Source organism: Winogradskyella wandonensis, from assembly GCF_004346845.1.
In the GTDB taxonomy this organism is placed as follows: Bacteria; Bacteroidota; Bacteroidia; order Flavobacteriales; family Flavobacteriaceae; genus Winogradskyella; species Winogradskyella wandonensis.
On sequence record NZ_SMGI01000004.1, the window covers coordinates 126,184 to 143,120 of the forward strand.

Consider the following 16,937-nt stretch of genomic DNA (forward strand, 5'->3'; position numbering starts at 1 on the left):
ACGGTTTTATAAAATAACTTTAACTTTATCTCAACTGACGCTCGATATTGAAATTGTTATTTGAAGAATATTATTTCCCTTTAAAATAAAAAGTAATGGAACCCAATTGATTGGTACGGTTTGAGTTGTTAAATCGTACCGATTTTGCATATTCTATGGCATGCTCAGTAAGACATTCGTTACCACTGTTTGAGGCGCCATTAATATAAGCCTCAGTAACTTGTCCTTGATTATTAACATTAATGTTTACAACAATCTTCCCAGAACGCTCACAAAGGTATCTCGGCGTGTTATAATTAAGGAGCCTACGGTCTTTTAGAGAATAGGTTAGTGTACTACCACCAGAGGCATGTTCGGCAATTCCGTTCTGTTTTTTATCGAGTAAATCTTGAAGTTTCTTGTAAGATTCTGTCTCTTTTTGTTTTAGAGCGTAGGCTTTATTTGCTTCAAATCTAGAATTGGTTTTAGTTTCAATTTCTTTTTCAGAGTTGCTTTCTTCTAACGCTTTTGTCGTTTTTTCAAAATCATCTGAACTAACGGTTTTAAAATTCTTCATGAGTTTTTTAAACTCTTCATCCTCATTAAAAGCTTTGTTAGTTGTAGGTGATTTTAAATCTTCGATTTGCTCGAGTTCCTGCTGAAGTTCTTCTTCAGTTTTTGCCTCAACCTCATATATGGTTTCGGCAACTAATTGTGTTTGTTTTTTAATTTGAAAACTAAACAACGAAAACACCACAATTCCTGTTAAGAGGAAAGTGATGAGTCCAGCCTTATATTTTTCTATGTTTTGCATTTAGTTGTTTAGAGCAAAAATTGTACCTAAATGATATACGTTTATAAGTTTGAAAAAGACGTTAATCCTTTTGTTCTAAAGGAATCGTAGCAATAAATTCTTCGGGTGTTAGCCCATCTTCAACTTTAAAATTTCCGATACGTGTACGTCGTAAAACGGAAAGGTGTGCGCCTGAGTTGAGTGCTTTCCCAAAATCATGTGCCAAAGAACGTATGTAAGTGCCTTTACTGCAAACGACTCTAAAATCTAACTCTAATCCGCGAATGGCAGTAATTTCAAATTCTGAAATTTCAACTTGGCGCGACTTAATTTCTACATCTTCTCCAGCACGAGCAAATTCATATAAACGTTTTCCGTCTTTTTTTATAGCTGAAAATACAGGCGGAAATTGTTCGATAACACCAGTGAACTGTTCTGTGGTTTTATGGATTAAAGCTTCGGTAATATGTTCTGTAGGAAAAGTGGCGTTGATTTCTGTTTCAAGGTCGTACGAAGGTGTTGTGCTTCCTAATACAAAAGTACCTGTATATTCTTTTTCTTGGCCTTGAAAGGTGTTGATTTGCTTTGTCATTTTACCCGTACAAATCACTAACAAACCAGTGGCTAAAGGATCTAAAGTTCCTGCATGACCAACCTTTATTTTTTTAATGTTGTAGGCTTTTCTAATCGCCCAACGCAGTTTATTTACAGCCTGAAAAGAGGTCCAGGTTAGAGGTTTATCTATAAGTAAAACCTGTCCGTTTTTAAAGTTTTCGGCTGATTTCATACTAGTTATAAAATAAAGAAAACCCAATGGCAATTAACCCAACAATAACACAGTAAATAGCAAAGTAAGAGAGTTTACTTTTCTTTACTAAAGCAATCATCCAAGTGCAAGCAAAAAGACCAGCGACAAATGCAGCAACAAAACCAATGGCCAATGGTGTAAAGTTGGCTGAGTCGTAAGTAAGCTCTCCACCCAAAATGTCTTTTGCAATTTTTCCGAATATTAATGGCACGACCATTAAAAACGAAAAGCGAGCAGCTTTGGTTTTATCGTTTCCTAATAATACCGAAGTGGAAATCGTTGCGCCAGAACGTGAAATTCCTGGTAACATCGCAATCGCTTGAGAAATACCAATGACAAAAGCATTACTAAAACTTACTTTTTTCTGTGTGTCTTTTGCTTTATCTGCCATAAAGAGAAGTAGCGCCGTTATGATAAGCATACAACCGACGAGTAGAATATTTCCGCCGAACGAGGCTTCAAGTTGTTCTTCAAAAAATAAGCCTACGATAACTGCTGGTATCATAGATATGGCAATTTTTACAGCGAACTGTAAATCTTCATTCCATTGAAATTTAAAGATACCTTTCAGTAGCGATATGATATCTTTTCTAAAAACTACAATGGTACTTAATGCAGTTGCAAAATGAAGTACAACAGTAAATAATAAACTCTCTTTCGGGATAGAATTATCACCTAAAATAGCTTTTCCAATTTCTAAATGTCCACTAGAAGAAACAGGTAAAAACTCGGTTAAACCTTGAATAATTCCTAATACAATAGCATCGATAACTTCCATGTTGGCAAATATCTAGGTTCAAAGTGCAAATTCCAAAAAGTAATAAGAAAGATTGGGTTAAGATTTAGAATCTTTATCCGGATTTAAAAGAATAGCGTACACCTGAATACCAAAACCAATAAGCACTAAAGTTGGTGCTAAACGGATACGTCTCCAGTGAAAAATAGATTCGTCAAAAACGTTAGGGTCATCACTACCGCCACCGGCCATTAAGATAAAACCAACAGCAATAAAGGCTAAACCGATAAATAGCCATTTGTAGTTTTTCTTACCGAAAATAAAATTGGATTTAGATGTTTGCTTTCGTTTTTGTTCGCCCATGATGCTTGTTATAGGTGTTGCAAAGTAAACATATTATTTGTGATAGTATTGTTAAGGCCTTCAAAAAAATAAATGCTCAACATTGAAATTTTTAGTCAATGTTGAGCATTTACTGTAGTTATGACTTTAAAACCTAGTTAAACTCACCTTGATAGTGTTCTTTAGCTATCTTAGTTTTAGGCTGTTCTTTCAAATCTTGGTCTGCATTTGCAAACACAAAAACCATAATCCCTACAAGGCATAAACCTACAAATACAATACGATTCATAATCAAAGATTTTTAAGTTAAACTTCTCTTTGGTTGGCGTATAGTTATGTCATTAGCTTATGTTAGGGTTTAGTTGTAATTATAACTCAAGTTCTATTCCGTTATTGTAATAGAAATGGTAAAATGCTGTTAAAGTTTGAAGAGAGAATAGTATAGTGTTTTACTCTCTTACGGGATAAATAATAGGAACTATAATAATCAGTTAGTTGCTATTTTTTTAATTAAACTGATTTCTTGTTTTGAGTACTTTCGATTTCTATGACATCTACTTGTCCAGTACGTTTCAGATTTAGCGAATTTACCTGTTTTATATCTTTCAAAGACACCATCTTCAAATCCATATAATATGTACACTTTTCCAATCTCAAAATTCACACCACATGAGGATGCGCCTTTTGGAGAGTAAACAGCAACGGTTTTCTTTTCATTTAGTCCTTTGTAAAACCTGTAAACTTTGACTTGAAATTTATTTATTTTGCCTTTTTCGGAATCGATTTCTTGTTTAGATATTACTTTTCCTACTAATACAATATCAGAATTTTTAAACTCTGTTTTTACGTCGTTCATTACGCTACAACTACAAGCAAATAAATAACTCGTTTGAAAGAGAAAAAAGATAATTAGTATTTTAAAATGGACTTTCATTTTTAATAATAAAGCTGGTCTGTCTTCAAATTCAAGAAACGTTGCGTCGCAATAAAGGTACTTAGCCAAGTAATAAGAATACCGAGTAGAAATATACCAACAAAAAGTGCAGCAATAAGAACGGTGTTTTCGAGTAGGCGTAGTTCTATAAATGTAATATCAAGATAATAAAGCACAACCGCCATGCCTATTAATGCAATCACAGCGCCGATAATTCCCAGTTTTACACTTTGCCAAACAAAAGGTCGGCGGATAAAACGTTTAGTTGCTCCAACCATTTGCATGGTTTTTATAATGAAGCGTTTAGAATATACCGCTAATCGTATAGAACTATTAATTAATAAAACAGCAATTAAGGTAAATAGCCCGCTAATAATTAATACCCAAAGCGAGATTTTCTTTACGTTGTCATTCATCAATTCCACAAGGTCATTATCGTAGCGAATTTCTTCAATGAAATTCTTATCAGAGAGCGATTCAGAAATTTCGCTAAGCTTTTCGGTGGTAACAAAGTCGGCTTTTAAATAGACATCAATCGAATTCTTCAATGGGTTATATCCTACAAAATCCATAAAATCTTCGCCTGTATCTGCTTTCATTAATTCGGCAGCTTCTTCTTTAGAGACGTAAACTGCTTTTTTAGAATAGTCGGCCATGATTAAGCTTTTTTCGAGTTGTTTTACTTCAACATCTTTAGCAGTATCATTCAAATAAATGGTCATTACCACCTGTTCTTTAAAGTGGTCCGCCACTTTTTTCGAGTTAATCACCAACAACCCAAGACATCCCAAAAGAAACAATACCAAAGCAATACTAATCACTACAGAGATGTAAGAAGAGATGAGTTTTCGTTTTTGATACTTATCAAAAGATGTGGCCATAAATGGAGAATTAATTAAGGTAAAAATAAAAAAGAAATCTGTTATGCCGAGTATTACAACGTTTAGTTTTTAATTGTGTTGTAATAGCCCTAAATTTGCGGCTTATTTCAAGGAAAATACTGCAATGCGATACGATTTTAATCAAATTGAAAAGAAGTGGCAAGAGTACTGGGCCAAAAATGAAACATTTAAAGCGTCTAACACTAGCCATAAGCCAAAATATTATGTGCTAGATATGTTCCCTTATCCAAGTGGTGCAGGTTTACATGTTGGGCATCCGTTAGGTTATATTGCCAGTGATATTTATGCGCGTTACAAGCGTCATAAAGGGTTTAACGTATTGCATCCGCAAGGTTACGATAGTTTTGGTTTGCCTGCGGAACAGTATGCAATTCAGACTGGTCAACATCCGAGAATTACTACGGAAGAAAACATAAAAACGTACCGTCGTCAGTTAGACCAAATTGGTTTTTCTTTTGATTGGAGTCGCGAAGTTCGTACAAGTGACCCTAACTATTACAAATGGACGCAGTGGATTTTCATTCAGTTGTTCGAATCTTGGTTTAATAACGAAACCAATAAAGCTGAATCGATTGAAACTTTGATTGCTATTTTTAAGTCTGAAGGAAACGCAAACATTAATGCGGCTTGCGATGATAATATTGAAGCCTTTACAGCTGAAGATTGGAAAGGCTATTCATCCGAAGAGCAACAAGAAATTCTGTTAAAATACAGACTTACCTATTTGGCGGAGACTGAAGTAAACTGGTGCCCTGCTTTAGGAACTGTTTTAGCTAATGACGAAATCGTCAACGGCGTATCAGAGCGTGGTGGACATCCAGTGGTGCGTAAAAAAATGACCCAATGGAGTATGCGAATATCTGCTTATGCAGAACGTTTATTGCAAGGATTAGATACGATTGATTGGACAGATTCCTTGAAAGAAAGCCAACGTAACTGGATTGGAAAATCGGTTGGTGCTTCAGTAAAATTCAATATCGTTCCAAACGATACTGTCATTTCGAGCGGAGTCGAGAAACGTGTGTTCAGCGCAGCTAAATCTCAAATCGAAGTCTTCACCACACGTCCAGACACTATTTTTGGAGTTTCTTTTATGACGTTAGCACCAGAACACGAACTCGTTTCGCAAATCACAACACCAGAACAAAAAGCTGAGGTTGAAGCTTATGTTGAAGCGACAGCAAAACGTAGCGAACGTGAGCGTATGGCAGACGTAAAAACCATTTCTGGTGTGTTTACCGGAGCTTATGCGGAACATCCGTTTACAAAAGAACCAATTCCAATCTGGATTGGCGATTACGTGTTGGCAAGTTACGGAACAGGTGCAGTTATGGCAGTACCTTGTGGCGACCAACGCGATTATGATTTTGCAAAACATTTCGGAATTCCAATTCCAAATATTTTTGAAGGTGTTGATATTTCCGAAGAAGCTTTTGCTTCCAAAGACAATGTAAAAATTGCCAATAGCGATTTCCTAAACGGGATGAACTACAAAAAAGCAAGCAAACGTGCGATATACGAATTAGAGCAAATCGGTCAAGGCGAAGGTAAAACCAACTACCGTTTGCGTGATGCAGTTTTCTCAAGACAACGTTATTGGGGCGAACCATTTCCTGTGTATTACGTCAATGGCATGCCGCAAATGATTGATGCCAAACATTTACCATTAACCTTACCAGAAGTCGAAAAATATTTACCAACCGAAGAAGGCGAGCCACCTTTAGGTCGTGCCGATGTTTGGGCTTGGTGCACCGAAAGCAATTCGGTAGTTTCAAATGAGAAGATTGATAATACAACCATTTTTCCATTAGAGTTAAACACTATGCCAGGTTGGGCAGGAAGTTCGTGGTACTTTTTCCGTTATATGGAAGAGGCCGAAAATCGAGGCGAAGCTTTTGCCAGCGAAGATGCTCTTAAGTATTGGGAGAATGTAGATTTATACATCGGTGGAAGTGAGCACGCAACTGGCCATTTGTTATACTCACGTTTTTGGGTAAAATTCCTCAAAGACAGAGGTTTTGTTGGTGTTGATGAGCCATTTAAAAAGCTGATTAATCAAGGCATGATTTTGGGGACGAGTGCTTTTTTATATAGAGTTAATGAAAGACAAGATATCTTTTTATCAAAAGAAACAGTAAATGATTTTCATAATTCCGAAAAGCATAAAGAGGCTCTAAAAAGAATAACTGATTTAACAGGAACTGAATCACCTACTTTTAGTAAAATTCATGTAGATGTTAATTTTGTTAATTCTTCAGATGAGTTAGATGTTTATAGATTTAGAAATTGGAGACCTGAGTTCAAGCATGCAAAATTTACAGATGAAATAGTTGTAGTTGAACGAGACGTCGAAAAAATGTCAAAATCCAAATACAACGTCGTCAATCCAGACAGTATTTGCGAAGATTACGGCGCAGACAGTTTAAGACTTTACGAAATGTTCCTTGGACCATTAGAACAATATAAGCCTTGGAATACTGCGGGAATCACAGGTGTGCATAATTTCTTAAAGAAACTTTGGAAGTTATACCATCAAGGCGAAAACGGCAGTTTTTACGTGGACTCTTCCCCTTTGGGGAAGTCGGATGGGGCTGCTTTAAAGACATTACACAAAACCATAAAAAAGGTTGAAGAAGACATCGAGAATTTCTCTTTCAATACGTCAGTGTCAACCTTTATGATTGCCGTTAACGAGTTAACAGCTCAGAAATGTACGAGTAAAGAGATACTAGAACCATTATTGATTTTAATTTCGCCTTACGCGCCTCATATCGCAGAAGAATTATGGTCTAAATTGGGTAATGCAGAATCGATTTCAACAGCACTTTTCCCAAAGTTTGAAGAAAAGCATTTGGTTGAAAGCGCTAAAAACTATCCTATTTCGTTTAATGGTAAAATGCGTTTTACATTAGAATTACCGTTAGATATGTCTAAAGAAGAGATTGAGAAAACAGTTTTAGCTAACGAGAAAACGCAAGAACAATTACAAGGGCGAACGCCTAAAAAAGTAATAGTAGTTCCTGGTAAGATTGTAAATATCGTAGGATAAGCTTATGAAACTAAGGCTAAAAAGAAAAGACCAAATTGGATTCACCTTCTTTTTAGCTTTTGTTATAAGTACATCTTTAATTTGGTTTTTCGAAGAACGTTTTAATCAAGAAATCTGGCTTTCCGATACAACCGAGCGTTATAAGATGCTCGATGATATTCTTGAGAATAAATTCCTCATGGATAAGACGAAACAAGAGGTTATTTTGCTTTTGGGTGAGCCTGATGCAGATTCTAATTCAGAAGATAATTTTTTGATTTATCGTTTAGGGAAGCCGCCGAGTTTTTTCGAATCTGAACCACAGTATTTACTAGTGACTTTCGAAAATGAAAAAGTAGTTAAGTTGAGTAAAGCCATAGATTAATTTTCAGCACTTTTTATTGATTTAATAGTATTTGAGCTTCAAATTATCATATTCGTAATTATTTTAAATATCTCATTTTTAGAGCTATTCGTTTCAGAATTTAAATTTAAATTCAAGTCCAATTACTAATTTCAACACAACTTAGAGAATGAAAATTGGAGTTCCAAAAGAAATTAAAAACAATGAAAACCGCGTGGGTATGACACCTGCGGGCGTTTTCGAGTTAACACGTAAAAATCATACCGTATTTGTACAAAAAGACGCTGGATTTGGTAGTGGTTTTTTCGACCAAGACTACAAAGACGTCGGTGCAATTATTCTAGATACTATTGAAGAGGTCTATGCTTCCAGCGAGATGATTGTAAAGGTAAAAGAACCTATAGAGAAGGAGTATTCTTTAATACAATCGCATCATGTGGTGTTTACCTATTTTCATTTTGCATCAAGCGAAATATTAACCAAAGCCATGTTAAAAAGTAAAGCAGTTTGTATAGCATACGAAACTGTGGAAGACAAGTATGGGTCATTGCCATTGTTAACCCCAATGTCTGAAGTTGCTGGGCGAATGGCAATTCAGCAAGGTGCAAAATATTTAGAAAAACCAATTAAAGGGAGAGGTGTGTTACTTGGAGGTGTTCCAGGAGTTCCGCCAGGGAAAGTTTTGGTTTTAGGAGCAGGAACTGTTGGTATACAAGCAGCTAAAATGGCGGCAGGTTTGGGTGCGCACGTGACCATTATGGACATAAACATGAAGCAATTACGCTATGTAAATGATGTTATGCCAAACCATGTGGTTACAGAATTTTCTAGCGAATACAATATTAGGAAGCGAATTAAAGACCACGATTTAATTATTGGTGGCGTATTGATTAAAGGTGCTAAAGCACCAAAATTGATTACAAAGGATATGTTGAAGGAAATGCGTCCTGGAACTGTAATTGTCGATGTTGCTGTAGACCAAGGTGGATGTTTTGAAACAACTAAGGCAACTACTCACGAAGACCCAACCTACATCATTGATGATGTGGTGCATTATTGTGTTGCTAATATGCCAGGTGCCGTACCTTACACATCTACATTGGCATTAACTAACGTTACATTACCATATGTTTTGAAACTTGCAAATCTGGGTTGGGAGGATGCTTGTAAGACAGATAAAACCTTAGAAAAAGGCTTGAACATAGTAGATGGTAAAATTGTTTATGAAGAAATCGCTGAGGCTTTCAATTGGTCAATAGAAGCTATGTGATACACGTATACTGACAAAATTTCTTAACACAGATTTGGCGTACTTTTTGCTTACAATATTGTAATTTTAAAAAGAAAAAAAAGAAAAATTATGTTAGGATATTATATTTTAATCGGTGCCATAGCTTTAGTTAGTTGGTTAGTTAGCAGTAAGCTAAAGCAAAAATTTGCGTATTATTCAAAACGTCAGCTTCAAAATGGAATGTCAGGTCGAGAAATTGCAGAAAAAATGTTGGCAGATAATGGTATTTACGATGTTGAAGTCATATCGGTACGTGGTCAATTGACCGACCATTACAACCCAAAAAATAAGACAGTTAATCTTAGCGAAGCTGTGTATAATCAGCGTAATGCAGCAGCGGCGGCAGTTGCAGCACACGAAGTTGGTCATGCTGTTCAGCATGCACAAGCCTACAGCGCTTTAGAAATGCGTTCTGCATTAGTGCCGGTAGTAAGTGTTACTTCAGGCATGTCTCAATGGTTAGTGATTGGCGGTTTAGTGTTAGGAGCTGCGGCAGGCGTAGGTCTCGGTTATTGGGTAGCGGTTGCAGGCTTAGTTTTTATGGGAGCTGCAACGTTGTTTAGCTTCATTACATTACCAGTAGAGTACGATGCAAGTAACCGTGCATTAGCTTGGTTAAAAACTAAGAATATGGTAACTCAACAAGAGTACGAAGGTGCAGAAGATGCACTAAAATGGGCAGCACGCACATATCTGGTTGCGGCAATTGGTGCGTTAGCCTCCTTACTCTATTGGGCGCTTCAGGTATTTGGAGGAAGAGATTAATTGTTACTTAGGTAAATGAAAAAAGCTCTGAGAAATCAGAGCTTTTTTTGTCAGTATCATTTAAACTTCTAAATTTATAACATTAATAACTAATCAATTAATTTAACAAATGGAAAACCAAATTCAAGGCCCGCTTTTGGTCGGTCAATTAGAAGATACAGAGAAAGCGACATTTTATCGTAAAACCTATATGCATGTGGCATGGGCAATTTTAGCTTTCGCATTCTTAGAGTATGTATTTATTACCATGTTTGAAGAAACAGTTGTTTCTATTATCAACTTAATGTTTGCAAACAGTTTTTCTTGGCTAATCGTCTTAGGCTTGTTCTGGGTAGGTAGCACCATGGCAGATAAATTAGCGCACGACCCATCAAAACAAAACCAATATTTAGGTTTAGGCTTATATGTGGTCTTAGAAGCTATTATTTTTCTGCCACTTATTTATTTCGCGGCTATTTCCAGTACAGGCTCAGCGATGTTAACTCAAGCATCAATTATTACATTATGTCTTTTTGGAGGATTAACAGCTGTTGTATTTATGACCCAGAAAAACTTTTCATTCTTAAAAACGGGATTAGTCATTGCTAGTTTTATCGCAATAGGTCTTATCGTTGCTGGAAGTCTCTTTGGTTTCGATTTAGGACTGTGGTTTTCTGTGGCTATGGTTGTTTTTGCAGGTGCAGCAATTTTATACCAAACCTCTAAAGTAAAATACGACTATACAGGTGAACAGTACGTAGGCGCTGCATTAGGCATCTTTGCTTCCGTAATGTTATTGTTCTGGTATGTTTTACAAATTTTAATGTCAAGAGATTAAAAAACAAAAGATATAGAATTAAAAAAGCTCTGAGAAATCAGAGCTTTTTTTTGTGCTTATTTTTATTGAAATAACTTTCTAATGTGATAAATGTCACATTGCATTAGCTGACGATTTCGGATATTTAATCTTAATTTCAATCCAAATCAGTCATGAAAAATTTTCTCATTTCCTTAGTCTTTCTTTTAGGAGTATTAAGTTGCAATAATTCTAATAATTTATCTGATGTAAGCTATGCTAAAAAAGCAGAACATCCTGGAAAAGTTCTTATGGAAAAGAATTGTAACGTTTGCCATAGTCCATCTGCAAGTCATGATTCTAGATTAGCGCCTCCGATGATTGCTGTAAAAAAGCATTATATAAATTCTGAGACATCAAAGCAAGAATTTATTGAAGCAACGAAAGCTTGGGTTAAAAATCCTAATAAGCAAGACGCTAAAATGTTTGGAGCCGTGAGACGTTTTGGCGTTATGCCAAAAGCCGATTATTCTGAAGAAACTATCGAGCAAATCGCAGATTATATTTACGACAATGACATTGAACAACCCGAGTGGTTTCAAGAGCATTTTGAAAGTCGAAAAGGGAAAGGTAAGATGAATTAAATCTTTATCTGTCTATCAATCTGTTGTTGTAACGAAATAAAAGTTTCAGTTCTAGAAACGCCACTTATGCTCTGTATTTGAGTGTTTAAAACGTACATTAAATGTTCGTTGTCTTTGGCAAGGATTTTAATGAATATACTCCAATGCCCTGTGGTGTAATGACATTCTATAACCTCAGGAATGCGTTTTAGTTGCTTTACGGCTTCAGGATTACTCACAGCCTTATCTAAGTAAATACCAACAAAAGCCATTGTAGTATACCCCAAAACTTTTGGATTTACAATAAATTTTGAACCTGCTAAAAGCCCTGATTTTTCAAGTTTACGAAGACGTTGATGAATCGCTGCACCAGAAATACCTACGTTTCGCGCAATCTCTAGTATAGGTGTGCGTGCATCTTCCATAAGCGCACGAAGTATCTTTTTATCAATACCATCGATAAAAATGCCTTTTTCGTTAACCTTCATATTGTTTTAAGTTTAATACTGAAAGTTAAAAGTACTAAAAGAATTAGAATATGTAATCTCTACTTAAAGATTTAGAGGATTGTATCCATAGTATTCCACCTTCTTTTCTGAAAAGGCGATACCGTAGTCTTTTAACTCTTCAAGAATAGGATTGTATATTTCTTTGGTAATCGGTATTTGTACACCTGGGGTTTTTATCTTGCCGTTTAAAATATCTAATGTTGCCATAGCCACTGGCAAGCCAACGGTTTTTGCCATTGCCGTATAAGTTTGGTCTTCGCCAACAACGACCATTGTTGCATCGATTTGATGTTTCTTTCCATCAAGCTCATAACCAAACTTATGGTACATTACAATCATGTCTTTATCTTCATTGTTTAGTGTCCAGCTGTCCATTAATATCTTTTGTAGAATTTGAGCTGGAGTGGCTTTTTTCAGTTCCACCATTTTGGTGTTGCTAAATAGGTCTAATTCTAAGAACTTATCCCAAACAATATCATCTTGGTCAATTTTAAGCGCATGTCTAAATTTTAATTCCACAGAATCAGTAGGACTATAAGGTAAAAATGCGTTAACAAAATCGCGATAACTCATATTTTCACTATCGTCTATGGTGTAACTATCGTCTGTCATGCCTAGTTGTACAAACACATTCCACGCACGACTAAATCCAACGCGTCGCATAGTGCCGCGATATAAAGTTTTAACATGGTCTAGCCCATATACGTGCTGATATTTTAAGGAATCGCGATTAGCGTAAGCTTCAAAACGGCCATAGTTATCAATATCTAAAAATTCTGTTCTACGAAAAAGACGATGGTACGGAATGTATTTAAATTGATTCTCCTGCAAAAATTTTGCGGCGCCACCTTGACCTGCCGTTACAACGTTTCTGGGATTCCATGTAAACTTGTAGTTCCACAGGTTGTTATCACTCTCGGGAGCCACTAGGCCACCAGTAAAGGATTCAAACAAAATCATTTTTCCACCATTATCTCTAATTCGGTCAATCACTTGCATAGCACTCATGTGATCTATTCCAGGGTCAACACCGATTTCGTTCATAAACACTAAATTATTGGCTTTTGCATCATCATCCAAAGTTTTCATTTCTTCACTTACATAAGACGCCGTAACCATGTGTTTTTTAAAGGTAATACAGTCTTTTGCCGCTTCTATATGAAAACGAGCAGGAAGCATAGACACGACGATGTCTGTATTTTTAATAGCATTTTGTCTAGAATCCGTATCGAAAACGTCTAAAGGAATAATTGAAACATTTTCGGATGCATCAACAAGTTTTTTTGCATTTTCAACATTAACATCTCCAATGGTAATATGAAGGTTTTCGGATTGTGACTTGTCTAACAAATATTTTATAAGGTAAGAGGACGATTTTCCAGCTCCGATAATTAAAATCTTTCGCATAGTGGCTTTATATGACTAATTTTGTTAATCACGAATGTAATAAATTGTAGGACTAATTAACATTGAAAATTAACTTTAATTATGAACAAAAAATTACTTGTTTCTGGTGCTATTCTAGGGATTTTAGGAATAATCTTAGGTGCTTTTGCAGCACATGGCTTAGAAAAGTTAGTAGACGATACAGCGATAAAATCTTTTGAAACAGGCGTTCGCTATCAGATGTATCATGCCTTTCTACTTTTGCTTTTAGGCGGGACATCAATTATTAGGGAAAAAACAAAATTTCGTGTGTTAGTATTAGTTCTTATTGGGATACTCTTTTTTTCATTTTCTATATATGGCTTAGCGACAAATAGCCTAACAAGTTTTAATTTTAAAACAATTGCCTTTATTACACCAATCGGCGGTTTGCTTCTAATTTTAGCATGGGTCGTTATGTTAATGGATATTTTAAAAACTAAGTCGGATTAACATCATCCTAACTCTTAATTCTAAAATAAAGTTTTATTTTTGCCGAATAACACAACATTAAAAACATGGTAAATTCAGACCAATCTACGAAAACGATTTCGTTAGAAAAGTATGGTATTAAAAATGCTAAAATTCATTATCAGTTAGCACCAAAAAAATTACAAGAAATCACTCTAGAAAAAGGAATGGGTAAAGAAACCAACAATGGTACTTTAGCCATTAATACGGGAAAATTTACTGGGCGTTCCCCAGAAGATAGATTTCTTGTTAAGGACAATTATACAGAAGATAAAATATGGTGGGGACCATCTAACAAACCGATATCCAGTGATAATTTTGATTTTTTACAAGAGCAAATAGAAAACTATCTAAGTGATAAAGAACTTTTTGTTAGAGATGGCTATGTTTGTGCTGACCCTAAATATAAAATGAATGTTAGGACCGTTACAGAATATCCATGGTCTAATATGTTTATTTACAATATGTTTTTAAGACCTTCCGAGGAAGAATTACAAAATTTTAAGGAAGAATGGTTGGTATTATGTGCGCCAGGTTATGTGTGTCCAGACCCAGAAAATCATGGTTTGCGCCAAGGTAATTTTTCAATACTTAATTTCACAAAAAAAATAGCGCTTGTTGCTGGTTCTGCATATACTGGTGAAATGAAAAAGGGCATATTTACTGCCTTGAATTTTATATTACCTACAGAGAAGAATGTATTACCAATGCACTGTTCTGCAAATGTTGGAGACGATGGAGAAACAGCAATTTTCTTTGGTCTATCAGGTACAGGAAAAACAACACTATCCACAGACCCAAACCGTAAACTAATCGGTGACGATGAGCATGGCTGGACTTCGGAGAATACCATCTTTAATTTTGAAGGTGGCTGTTATGCTAAGGTTATTGACTTATCTGAAGAAAAGGAGCCAGATATTTATAGAGCTATTAAGCCTGGTGCTATATTAGAAAATGTAGTATTTAAAGAAAATGGTGAAGTAGATTATATGGATAGTAGTATTACGCAAAATACACGTGTAAGCTATCCAATATATCACATCGATAATATTAAAGAACCGTCTTACGCTTCAAATCCAAAAAATATTTTCTTTTTAACGGCAGATGCTTTTGGTGTATTGCCTCCGATATCAAAGTTAACACCAGCACAAGCAGCCTATCATTTTATATCGGGTTATACAGCAAAGGTTGCAGGAACAGAAGCAGGTGTTAAAGAGCCACAACCGTCTTTTTCGGCTTGTTTTGGCGCACCTTTTATGCCATTACATCCAACGAAATATGCAGAGATGTTAAGTAAAAAAATGAAAGAAGCCGGTGTCAATGTTTGGCTTATTAATACAGGTTGGAGCGGTGGCCCGTATGGTGTTGGCTCACGTATGAAGTTAAAATATACACGCGCTATGATTACAGCTGTTTTAAACGGTGATTTAGGCTTATATAATTATGATGATTACCACATCCATTCTGTATTTGGGGTGGCACAACCTAGAGAGTGTCCAGGAGTACCTTCTGGTTTATTAAGTCCAAGAGCAACTTGGAACGACGATAAAGCCTATTACGATATGGCATTTAAATTAGCAAATTCGTTTAGACAGAATTTTAAGCAATTTGAATCTTATGCGTCTGAAGAAATAAGACGTGGCGGTCCACAACGTTATGGTTATTAGAAGTCAAAATGTCAAGTAATAAAAAAGCGATTCTAAATTTAGAATCGCTTTTTACATATTATAGAAGAATCTTATTTTCCTTTGTTGACTTCGTCAATGTATTTTTTAAGTGCCATTGTCATTGAAGGTGTCTCTGGAGTTGGAGCCGCAATATCTACGCGCAGTCCTTTTTCTTCCACAGCTTTTATAGTTGTATTTCCAAATACGGCGATACGTGTATCATTCTGTTTAAAGTCTGGGAAATTATGAAACAAGGATTCAATACCTGATGGACTAAAGAAAACCAGTATATCGTAATAAACATTTGCTAAATCAGACAAATCACTAATAACAGTTTTGTAAAAAGTAGCTTGTGTCCAGTTAACACCTAACTTATCTAAAGTTTCGGGTATAATTGGTTTTACTTTATCTGTAGTTGGTAGTAAAAACGTTTCGTCTTTGTATTTTTTTATTAAAGGAGAAAGGTCTTCAAAATTACGCTTACCTACGTAAATTTTACGCTTTCTGTAAACCACATATTTCTGAAGATAATAGGCAACAGCTTCGGACTGGCAAAAGTACTTCATTGTATCTGGAACCTTAAAACGCATCTCTTCAGCGACTCTAAAAAAATGGTCAACAGAATTTCTACTGGTAAGGATAATTGCGGTAAACTTTGTAAGATCAATCTTTTGTTGTCTAATATCTTTAGCCTTTACACCTTCTACGTGTATAAAAGGTCTAAAGTCTACTTTTACCTTTTGGCGCTCTTGTAAATCGAAATAAGGGGAATTCTCAATTTTAGGCTCTGGTTGCGAAACTAATATCGTTTTCACTTTCATATACTAAACGCTTTTTAAACGAAATTATCTTTAAATACCTTATACAAAATAACATAAGGTCCAATTTCGAGAGCGCAAAGATACAACAAAAAATAGAAAAAGTTAGTAAAGATAGCTTTTTGATAGACTTTTAAGAATCTTATAAAACCACTGAGATTAACTAAAAAAAACAGTATTATTCCTGTGAAAATGACAACTTTTTTGTCTAAGCTACTGAATAATAATAGAATATTCACTGGCACTAAAATTAGGCCTAATATGTTTTTGTAAGTTATTTTCTGAAAAATATAGGTTTTTATAATATCGTGAATATCAAAAAAATAGCCCACCAAGCGTTCCAAGCCAAGTTTTATAATTGAAATTAAGGCAATAGCTAAAAAGAGAATCGGTAATACAGAAACACTATCGATAGTTAGATTGCCCAAGAAAGGCAGCAACTCGAAAACAAAAATTCCTAAAGCAATAACAAAATTTAAAAAGAGTAATACATTAAAAATATCTAATTTTTTACGGTCTTTTTGGTAAAGTTTTAGATATCTATCATTCCAAATTACGGCAACAAAATCTATAAATCTTAAAGTAAACAATTGTTTAACAGATGCGATAAGTATAAAACTTAGAACTATAAATCCAATAAAGATGTCTTGCGAAATGTATTCTCTAAGCATATCGCTAAAGTATAAAGAAAAGTTGAAACTCGCTCT

Annotated in this window: 19 protein-coding genes; 8 read left to right on the forward strand and 11 right to left on the reverse strand. The window is 35.3% G+C overall.

Annotation, left to right across the window (positions count from 1 at the left end):
- Positions 1-70: 70 nt before the first annotated feature.
- From DFQ05_RS11450 to DFQ05_RS11475, 7 genes are all read right to left on the reverse strand, one after another.
- Positions 71-793: a TonB family protein gene (locus DFQ05_RS11450; RefSeq protein ID WP_132705547.1), complete on the reverse strand. Its 723-nt coding sequence runs from the start codon at positions 791-793 to the stop codon at positions 71-73.
- 61 nt (positions 794-854) lie between these two features.
- Positions 855-1,559, reverse strand: a complete 705-nt coding sequence (gene truB, locus DFQ05_RS11455) for a tRNA pseudouridine(55) synthase TruB (RefSeq protein WP_132705548.1) — start codon at positions 1,557-1,559, stop codon at positions 855-857.
- Position 1,560: 1 nt separating this feature from the next.
- Complete coding sequence (locus DFQ05_RS11460; protein ID WP_132705549.1) at positions 1,561-2,358, reverse strand: undecaprenyl-diphosphate phosphatase; 798 nt, start codon at positions 2,356-2,358, stop codon at positions 1,561-1,563.
- Positions 2,359-2,415: 57 nt separating this feature from the next.
- A complete protein-coding gene (locus tag DFQ05_RS11465; protein ID WP_132705550.1) occupies positions 2,416-2,679 on the reverse strand; it encodes a DUF3098 domain-containing protein in 264 nt (87 codons plus the stop codon).
- Between the two features lie 133 nt (positions 2,680-2,812).
- Entirely contained in the window at positions 2,813-2,947 is a 135-nt protein-coding gene (locus tag DFQ05_RS13800) for a hypothetical protein (RefSeq protein ID WP_262508109.1), read from the reverse strand.
- Between the two features lie 198 nt (positions 2,948-3,145).
- Positions 3,146-3,592 carry a hypothetical protein gene (locus DFQ05_RS11470; RefSeq protein WP_132705551.1) on the reverse strand — a complete coding sequence of 149 codons (447 nt, stop codon included), beginning with the start codon at positions 3,590-3,592 and terminating at the stop codon, positions 3,146-3,148.
- Between the two features lie 2 nt (positions 3,593-3,594).
- Positions 3,595-4,473 carry a cell division protein FtsX gene (locus DFQ05_RS11475; protein WP_132705552.1) on the reverse strand — a complete coding sequence of 293 codons (879 nt, stop codon included), beginning with the start codon at positions 4,471-4,473 and terminating at the stop codon, positions 3,595-3,597.
- 124 nt (positions 4,474-4,597) lie between these two features.
- Here DFQ05_RS11475 and DFQ05_RS11480 point away from each other — a divergent pair, with 124 nt between their 5' ends.
- The 6 genes from DFQ05_RS11480 (at position 4,598) to DFQ05_RS11505 (ending at position 11,361) form a co-directional block, all read left to right on the forward strand.
- Positions 4,598-7,543, forward strand: coding sequence for a leucine--tRNA ligase (locus tag DFQ05_RS11480; protein ID WP_132705553.1), 2,946 nt, complete (start codon positions 4,598-4,600; stop codon positions 7,541-7,543).
- A gap of 4 nt (positions 7,544-7,547) precedes the next feature.
- Entirely contained in the window at positions 7,548-7,907 is a 360-nt protein-coding gene (locus tag DFQ05_RS11485; RefSeq protein ID WP_132705554.1) for a hypothetical protein, read from the forward strand.
- 148 nt (positions 7,908-8,055) lie between these two features.
- On the forward strand, positions 8,056-9,156 hold the full coding sequence (gene ald / locus DFQ05_RS11490) for an alanine dehydrogenase (protein WP_132705555.1): 1,101 nt from the start codon (positions 8,056-8,058) through the stop codon (positions 9,154-9,156).
- 90 nt (positions 9,157-9,246) lie between these two features.
- Positions 9,247-9,942, forward strand: a complete 696-nt coding sequence (locus DFQ05_RS11495) for a zinc metallopeptidase (protein WP_132705556.1) — start codon at positions 9,247-9,249, stop codon at positions 9,940-9,942.
- Positions 9,943-10,051: 109 nt separating this feature from the next.
- The gene (locus DFQ05_RS11500; RefSeq protein ID WP_132705557.1) at positions 10,052-10,759 is read left to right on the forward strand and encodes a Bax inhibitor-1/YccA family protein; all 708 of its coding nucleotides are present in this window, start codon (positions 10,052-10,054) and stop codon (positions 10,757-10,759) included.
- Between the two features lie 152 nt (positions 10,760-10,911).
- Positions 10,912-11,361 (forward strand): c-type cytochrome, encoded by a 450-nt coding sequence (locus DFQ05_RS11505; RefSeq protein WP_132705558.1) that lies wholly within the window; start codon positions 10,912-10,914, stop codon positions 11,359-11,361.
- Here the strand turns inward: DFQ05_RS11505 and DFQ05_RS11510 are convergent.
- A complete protein-coding gene (locus tag DFQ05_RS11510; RefSeq protein ID WP_132705559.1) occupies positions 11,358-11,828 on the reverse strand; it encodes an Lrp/AsnC ligand binding domain-containing protein in 471 nt (156 codons plus the stop codon). The genes DFQ05_RS11505 and DFQ05_RS11510 overlap by 4 nt on opposite strands.
- Positions 11,829-11,891: 63 nt before the next feature.
- Positions 11,892-13,256 carry a saccharopine dehydrogenase family protein gene (locus tag DFQ05_RS11515; RefSeq protein ID WP_132705560.1) on the reverse strand — a complete coding sequence of 455 codons (1,365 nt, stop codon included), beginning with the start codon at positions 13,254-13,256 and terminating at the stop codon, positions 11,892-11,894.
- A gap of 81 nt (positions 13,257-13,337) precedes the next feature.
- Between DFQ05_RS11515 and DFQ05_RS11520 the strand changes: the two genes are divergently transcribed.
- A complete protein-coding gene (locus tag DFQ05_RS11520) occupies positions 13,338-13,727 on the forward strand; it encodes a DUF423 domain-containing protein (protein WP_132705561.1) in 390 nt (129 codons plus the stop codon).
- A gap of 65 nt (positions 13,728-13,792) precedes the next feature.
- A complete protein-coding gene (pckA, locus tag DFQ05_RS11525; protein ID WP_132705562.1) occupies positions 13,793-15,412 on the forward strand; it encodes a phosphoenolpyruvate carboxykinase (ATP) in 1,620 nt (539 codons plus the stop codon).
- A gap of 71 nt (positions 15,413-15,483) precedes the next feature.
- Here pckA and DFQ05_RS11530 read toward each other — a convergent pair whose 3' ends face one another.
- Together DFQ05_RS11530 and DFQ05_RS11535 are read right to left on the reverse strand one after the other, a co-directional pair.
- A complete protein-coding gene (locus DFQ05_RS11530) occupies positions 15,484-16,233 on the reverse strand; it encodes a uroporphyrinogen-III synthase (protein WP_132705563.1) in 750 nt (249 codons plus the stop codon).
- 14 nt (positions 16,234-16,247) lie between these two features.
- The gene (locus DFQ05_RS11535; protein WP_132705564.1) at positions 16,248-16,901 is read right to left on the reverse strand and encodes a DUF4271 domain-containing protein; all 654 of its coding nucleotides are present in this window, start codon (positions 16,899-16,901) and stop codon (positions 16,248-16,250) included.
- Positions 16,902-16,937 lie beyond the last annotated feature (36 nt).

What these genes read in the sequence shown, in the direction of transcription:
- DFQ05_RS11450 (WP_132705547.1), bottom strand. Translation starts at nt 793, where the DNA reads ATGCAAAACATAGAAAAATATAAGGCTGGACTCATCACTTTCCTCTTA.
- DFQ05_RS13800 (WP_262508109.1), bottom strand. Translation starts at nt 2,947, where the DNA reads ATGAATCGTATTGTATTTGTAGGTTTATGCCTTGTAGGGATTATGGTT.
- DFQ05_RS11465 (WP_132705550.1), bottom strand. Translation starts at nt 2,679, where the DNA reads ATGGGCGAACAAAAACGAAAGCAAACATCTAAATCCAATTTTATTTTC.
- DFQ05_RS11530 (WP_132705563.1), bottom strand. Translation starts at nt 16,233, where the DNA reads ATGAAAGTGAAAACGATATTAGTTTCGCAACCAGAGCCTAAAATTGAG.
- DFQ05_RS11485 (WP_132705554.1), top strand. Translation starts at nt 7,548, where the DNA reads ATGAAACTAAGGCTAAAAAGAAAAGACCAAATTGGATTCACCTTCTTT.
- DFQ05_RS11470 (WP_132705551.1), bottom strand. Translation starts at nt 3,592, where the DNA reads ATGAAAGTCCATTTTAAAATACTAATTATCTTTTTTCTCTTTCAAACG.
- DFQ05_RS11510 (WP_132705559.1), bottom strand. Translation starts at nt 11,828, where the DNA reads ATGAAGGTTAACGAAAAAGGCATTTTTATCGATGGTATTGATAAAAAG.
- DFQ05_RS11535 (WP_132705564.1), bottom strand. Translation starts at nt 16,901, where the DNA reads ATGCTTAGAGAATACATTTCGCAAGACATCTTTATTGGATTTATAGTT.
- DFQ05_RS11505 (WP_132705558.1), top strand. Translation starts at nt 10,912, where the DNA reads ATGAAAAATTTTCTCATTTCCTTAGTCTTTCTTTTAGGAGTATTAAGT.
- pckA (WP_132705562.1), top strand. Translation starts at nt 13,793, where the DNA reads ATGGTAAATTCAGACCAATCTACGAAAACGATTTCGTTAGAAAAGTAT.
- DFQ05_RS11460 (WP_132705549.1), bottom strand. Translation starts at nt 2,358, where the DNA reads ATGGAAGTTATCGATGCTATTGTATTAGGAATTATTCAAGGTTTAACC.
- ald (WP_132705555.1), top strand. Translation starts at nt 8,056, where the DNA reads ATGAAAATTGGAGTTCCAAAAGAAATTAAAAACAATGAAAACCGCGTG.
- DFQ05_RS11495 (WP_132705556.1), top strand. Translation starts at nt 9,247, where the DNA reads ATGTTAGGATATTATATTTTAATCGGTGCCATAGCTTTAGTTAGTTGG.
- DFQ05_RS11520 (WP_132705561.1), top strand. Translation starts at nt 13,338, where the DNA reads ATGAACAAAAAATTACTTGTTTCTGGTGCTATTCTAGGGATTTTAGGA.
- DFQ05_RS11480 (WP_132705553.1), top strand. Translation starts at nt 4,598, where the DNA reads ATGCGATACGATTTTAATCAAATTGAAAAGAAGTGGCAAGAGTACTGG.
- DFQ05_RS11500 (WP_132705557.1), top strand. Translation starts at nt 10,052, where the DNA reads ATGGAAAACCAAATTCAAGGCCCGCTTTTGGTCGGTCAATTAGAAGAT.
- DFQ05_RS11475 (WP_132705552.1), bottom strand. Translation starts at nt 4,473, where the DNA reads ATGGCCACATCTTTTGATAAGTATCAAAAACGAAAACTCATCTCTTCT.
- truB (WP_132705548.1), bottom strand. Translation starts at nt 1,559, where the DNA reads ATGAAATCAGCCGAAAACTTTAAAAACGGACAGGTTTTACTTATAGAT.
- DFQ05_RS11515 (WP_132705560.1), bottom strand. Translation starts at nt 13,256, where the DNA reads ATGCGAAAGATTTTAATTATCGGAGCTGGAAAATCGTCCTCTTACCTT.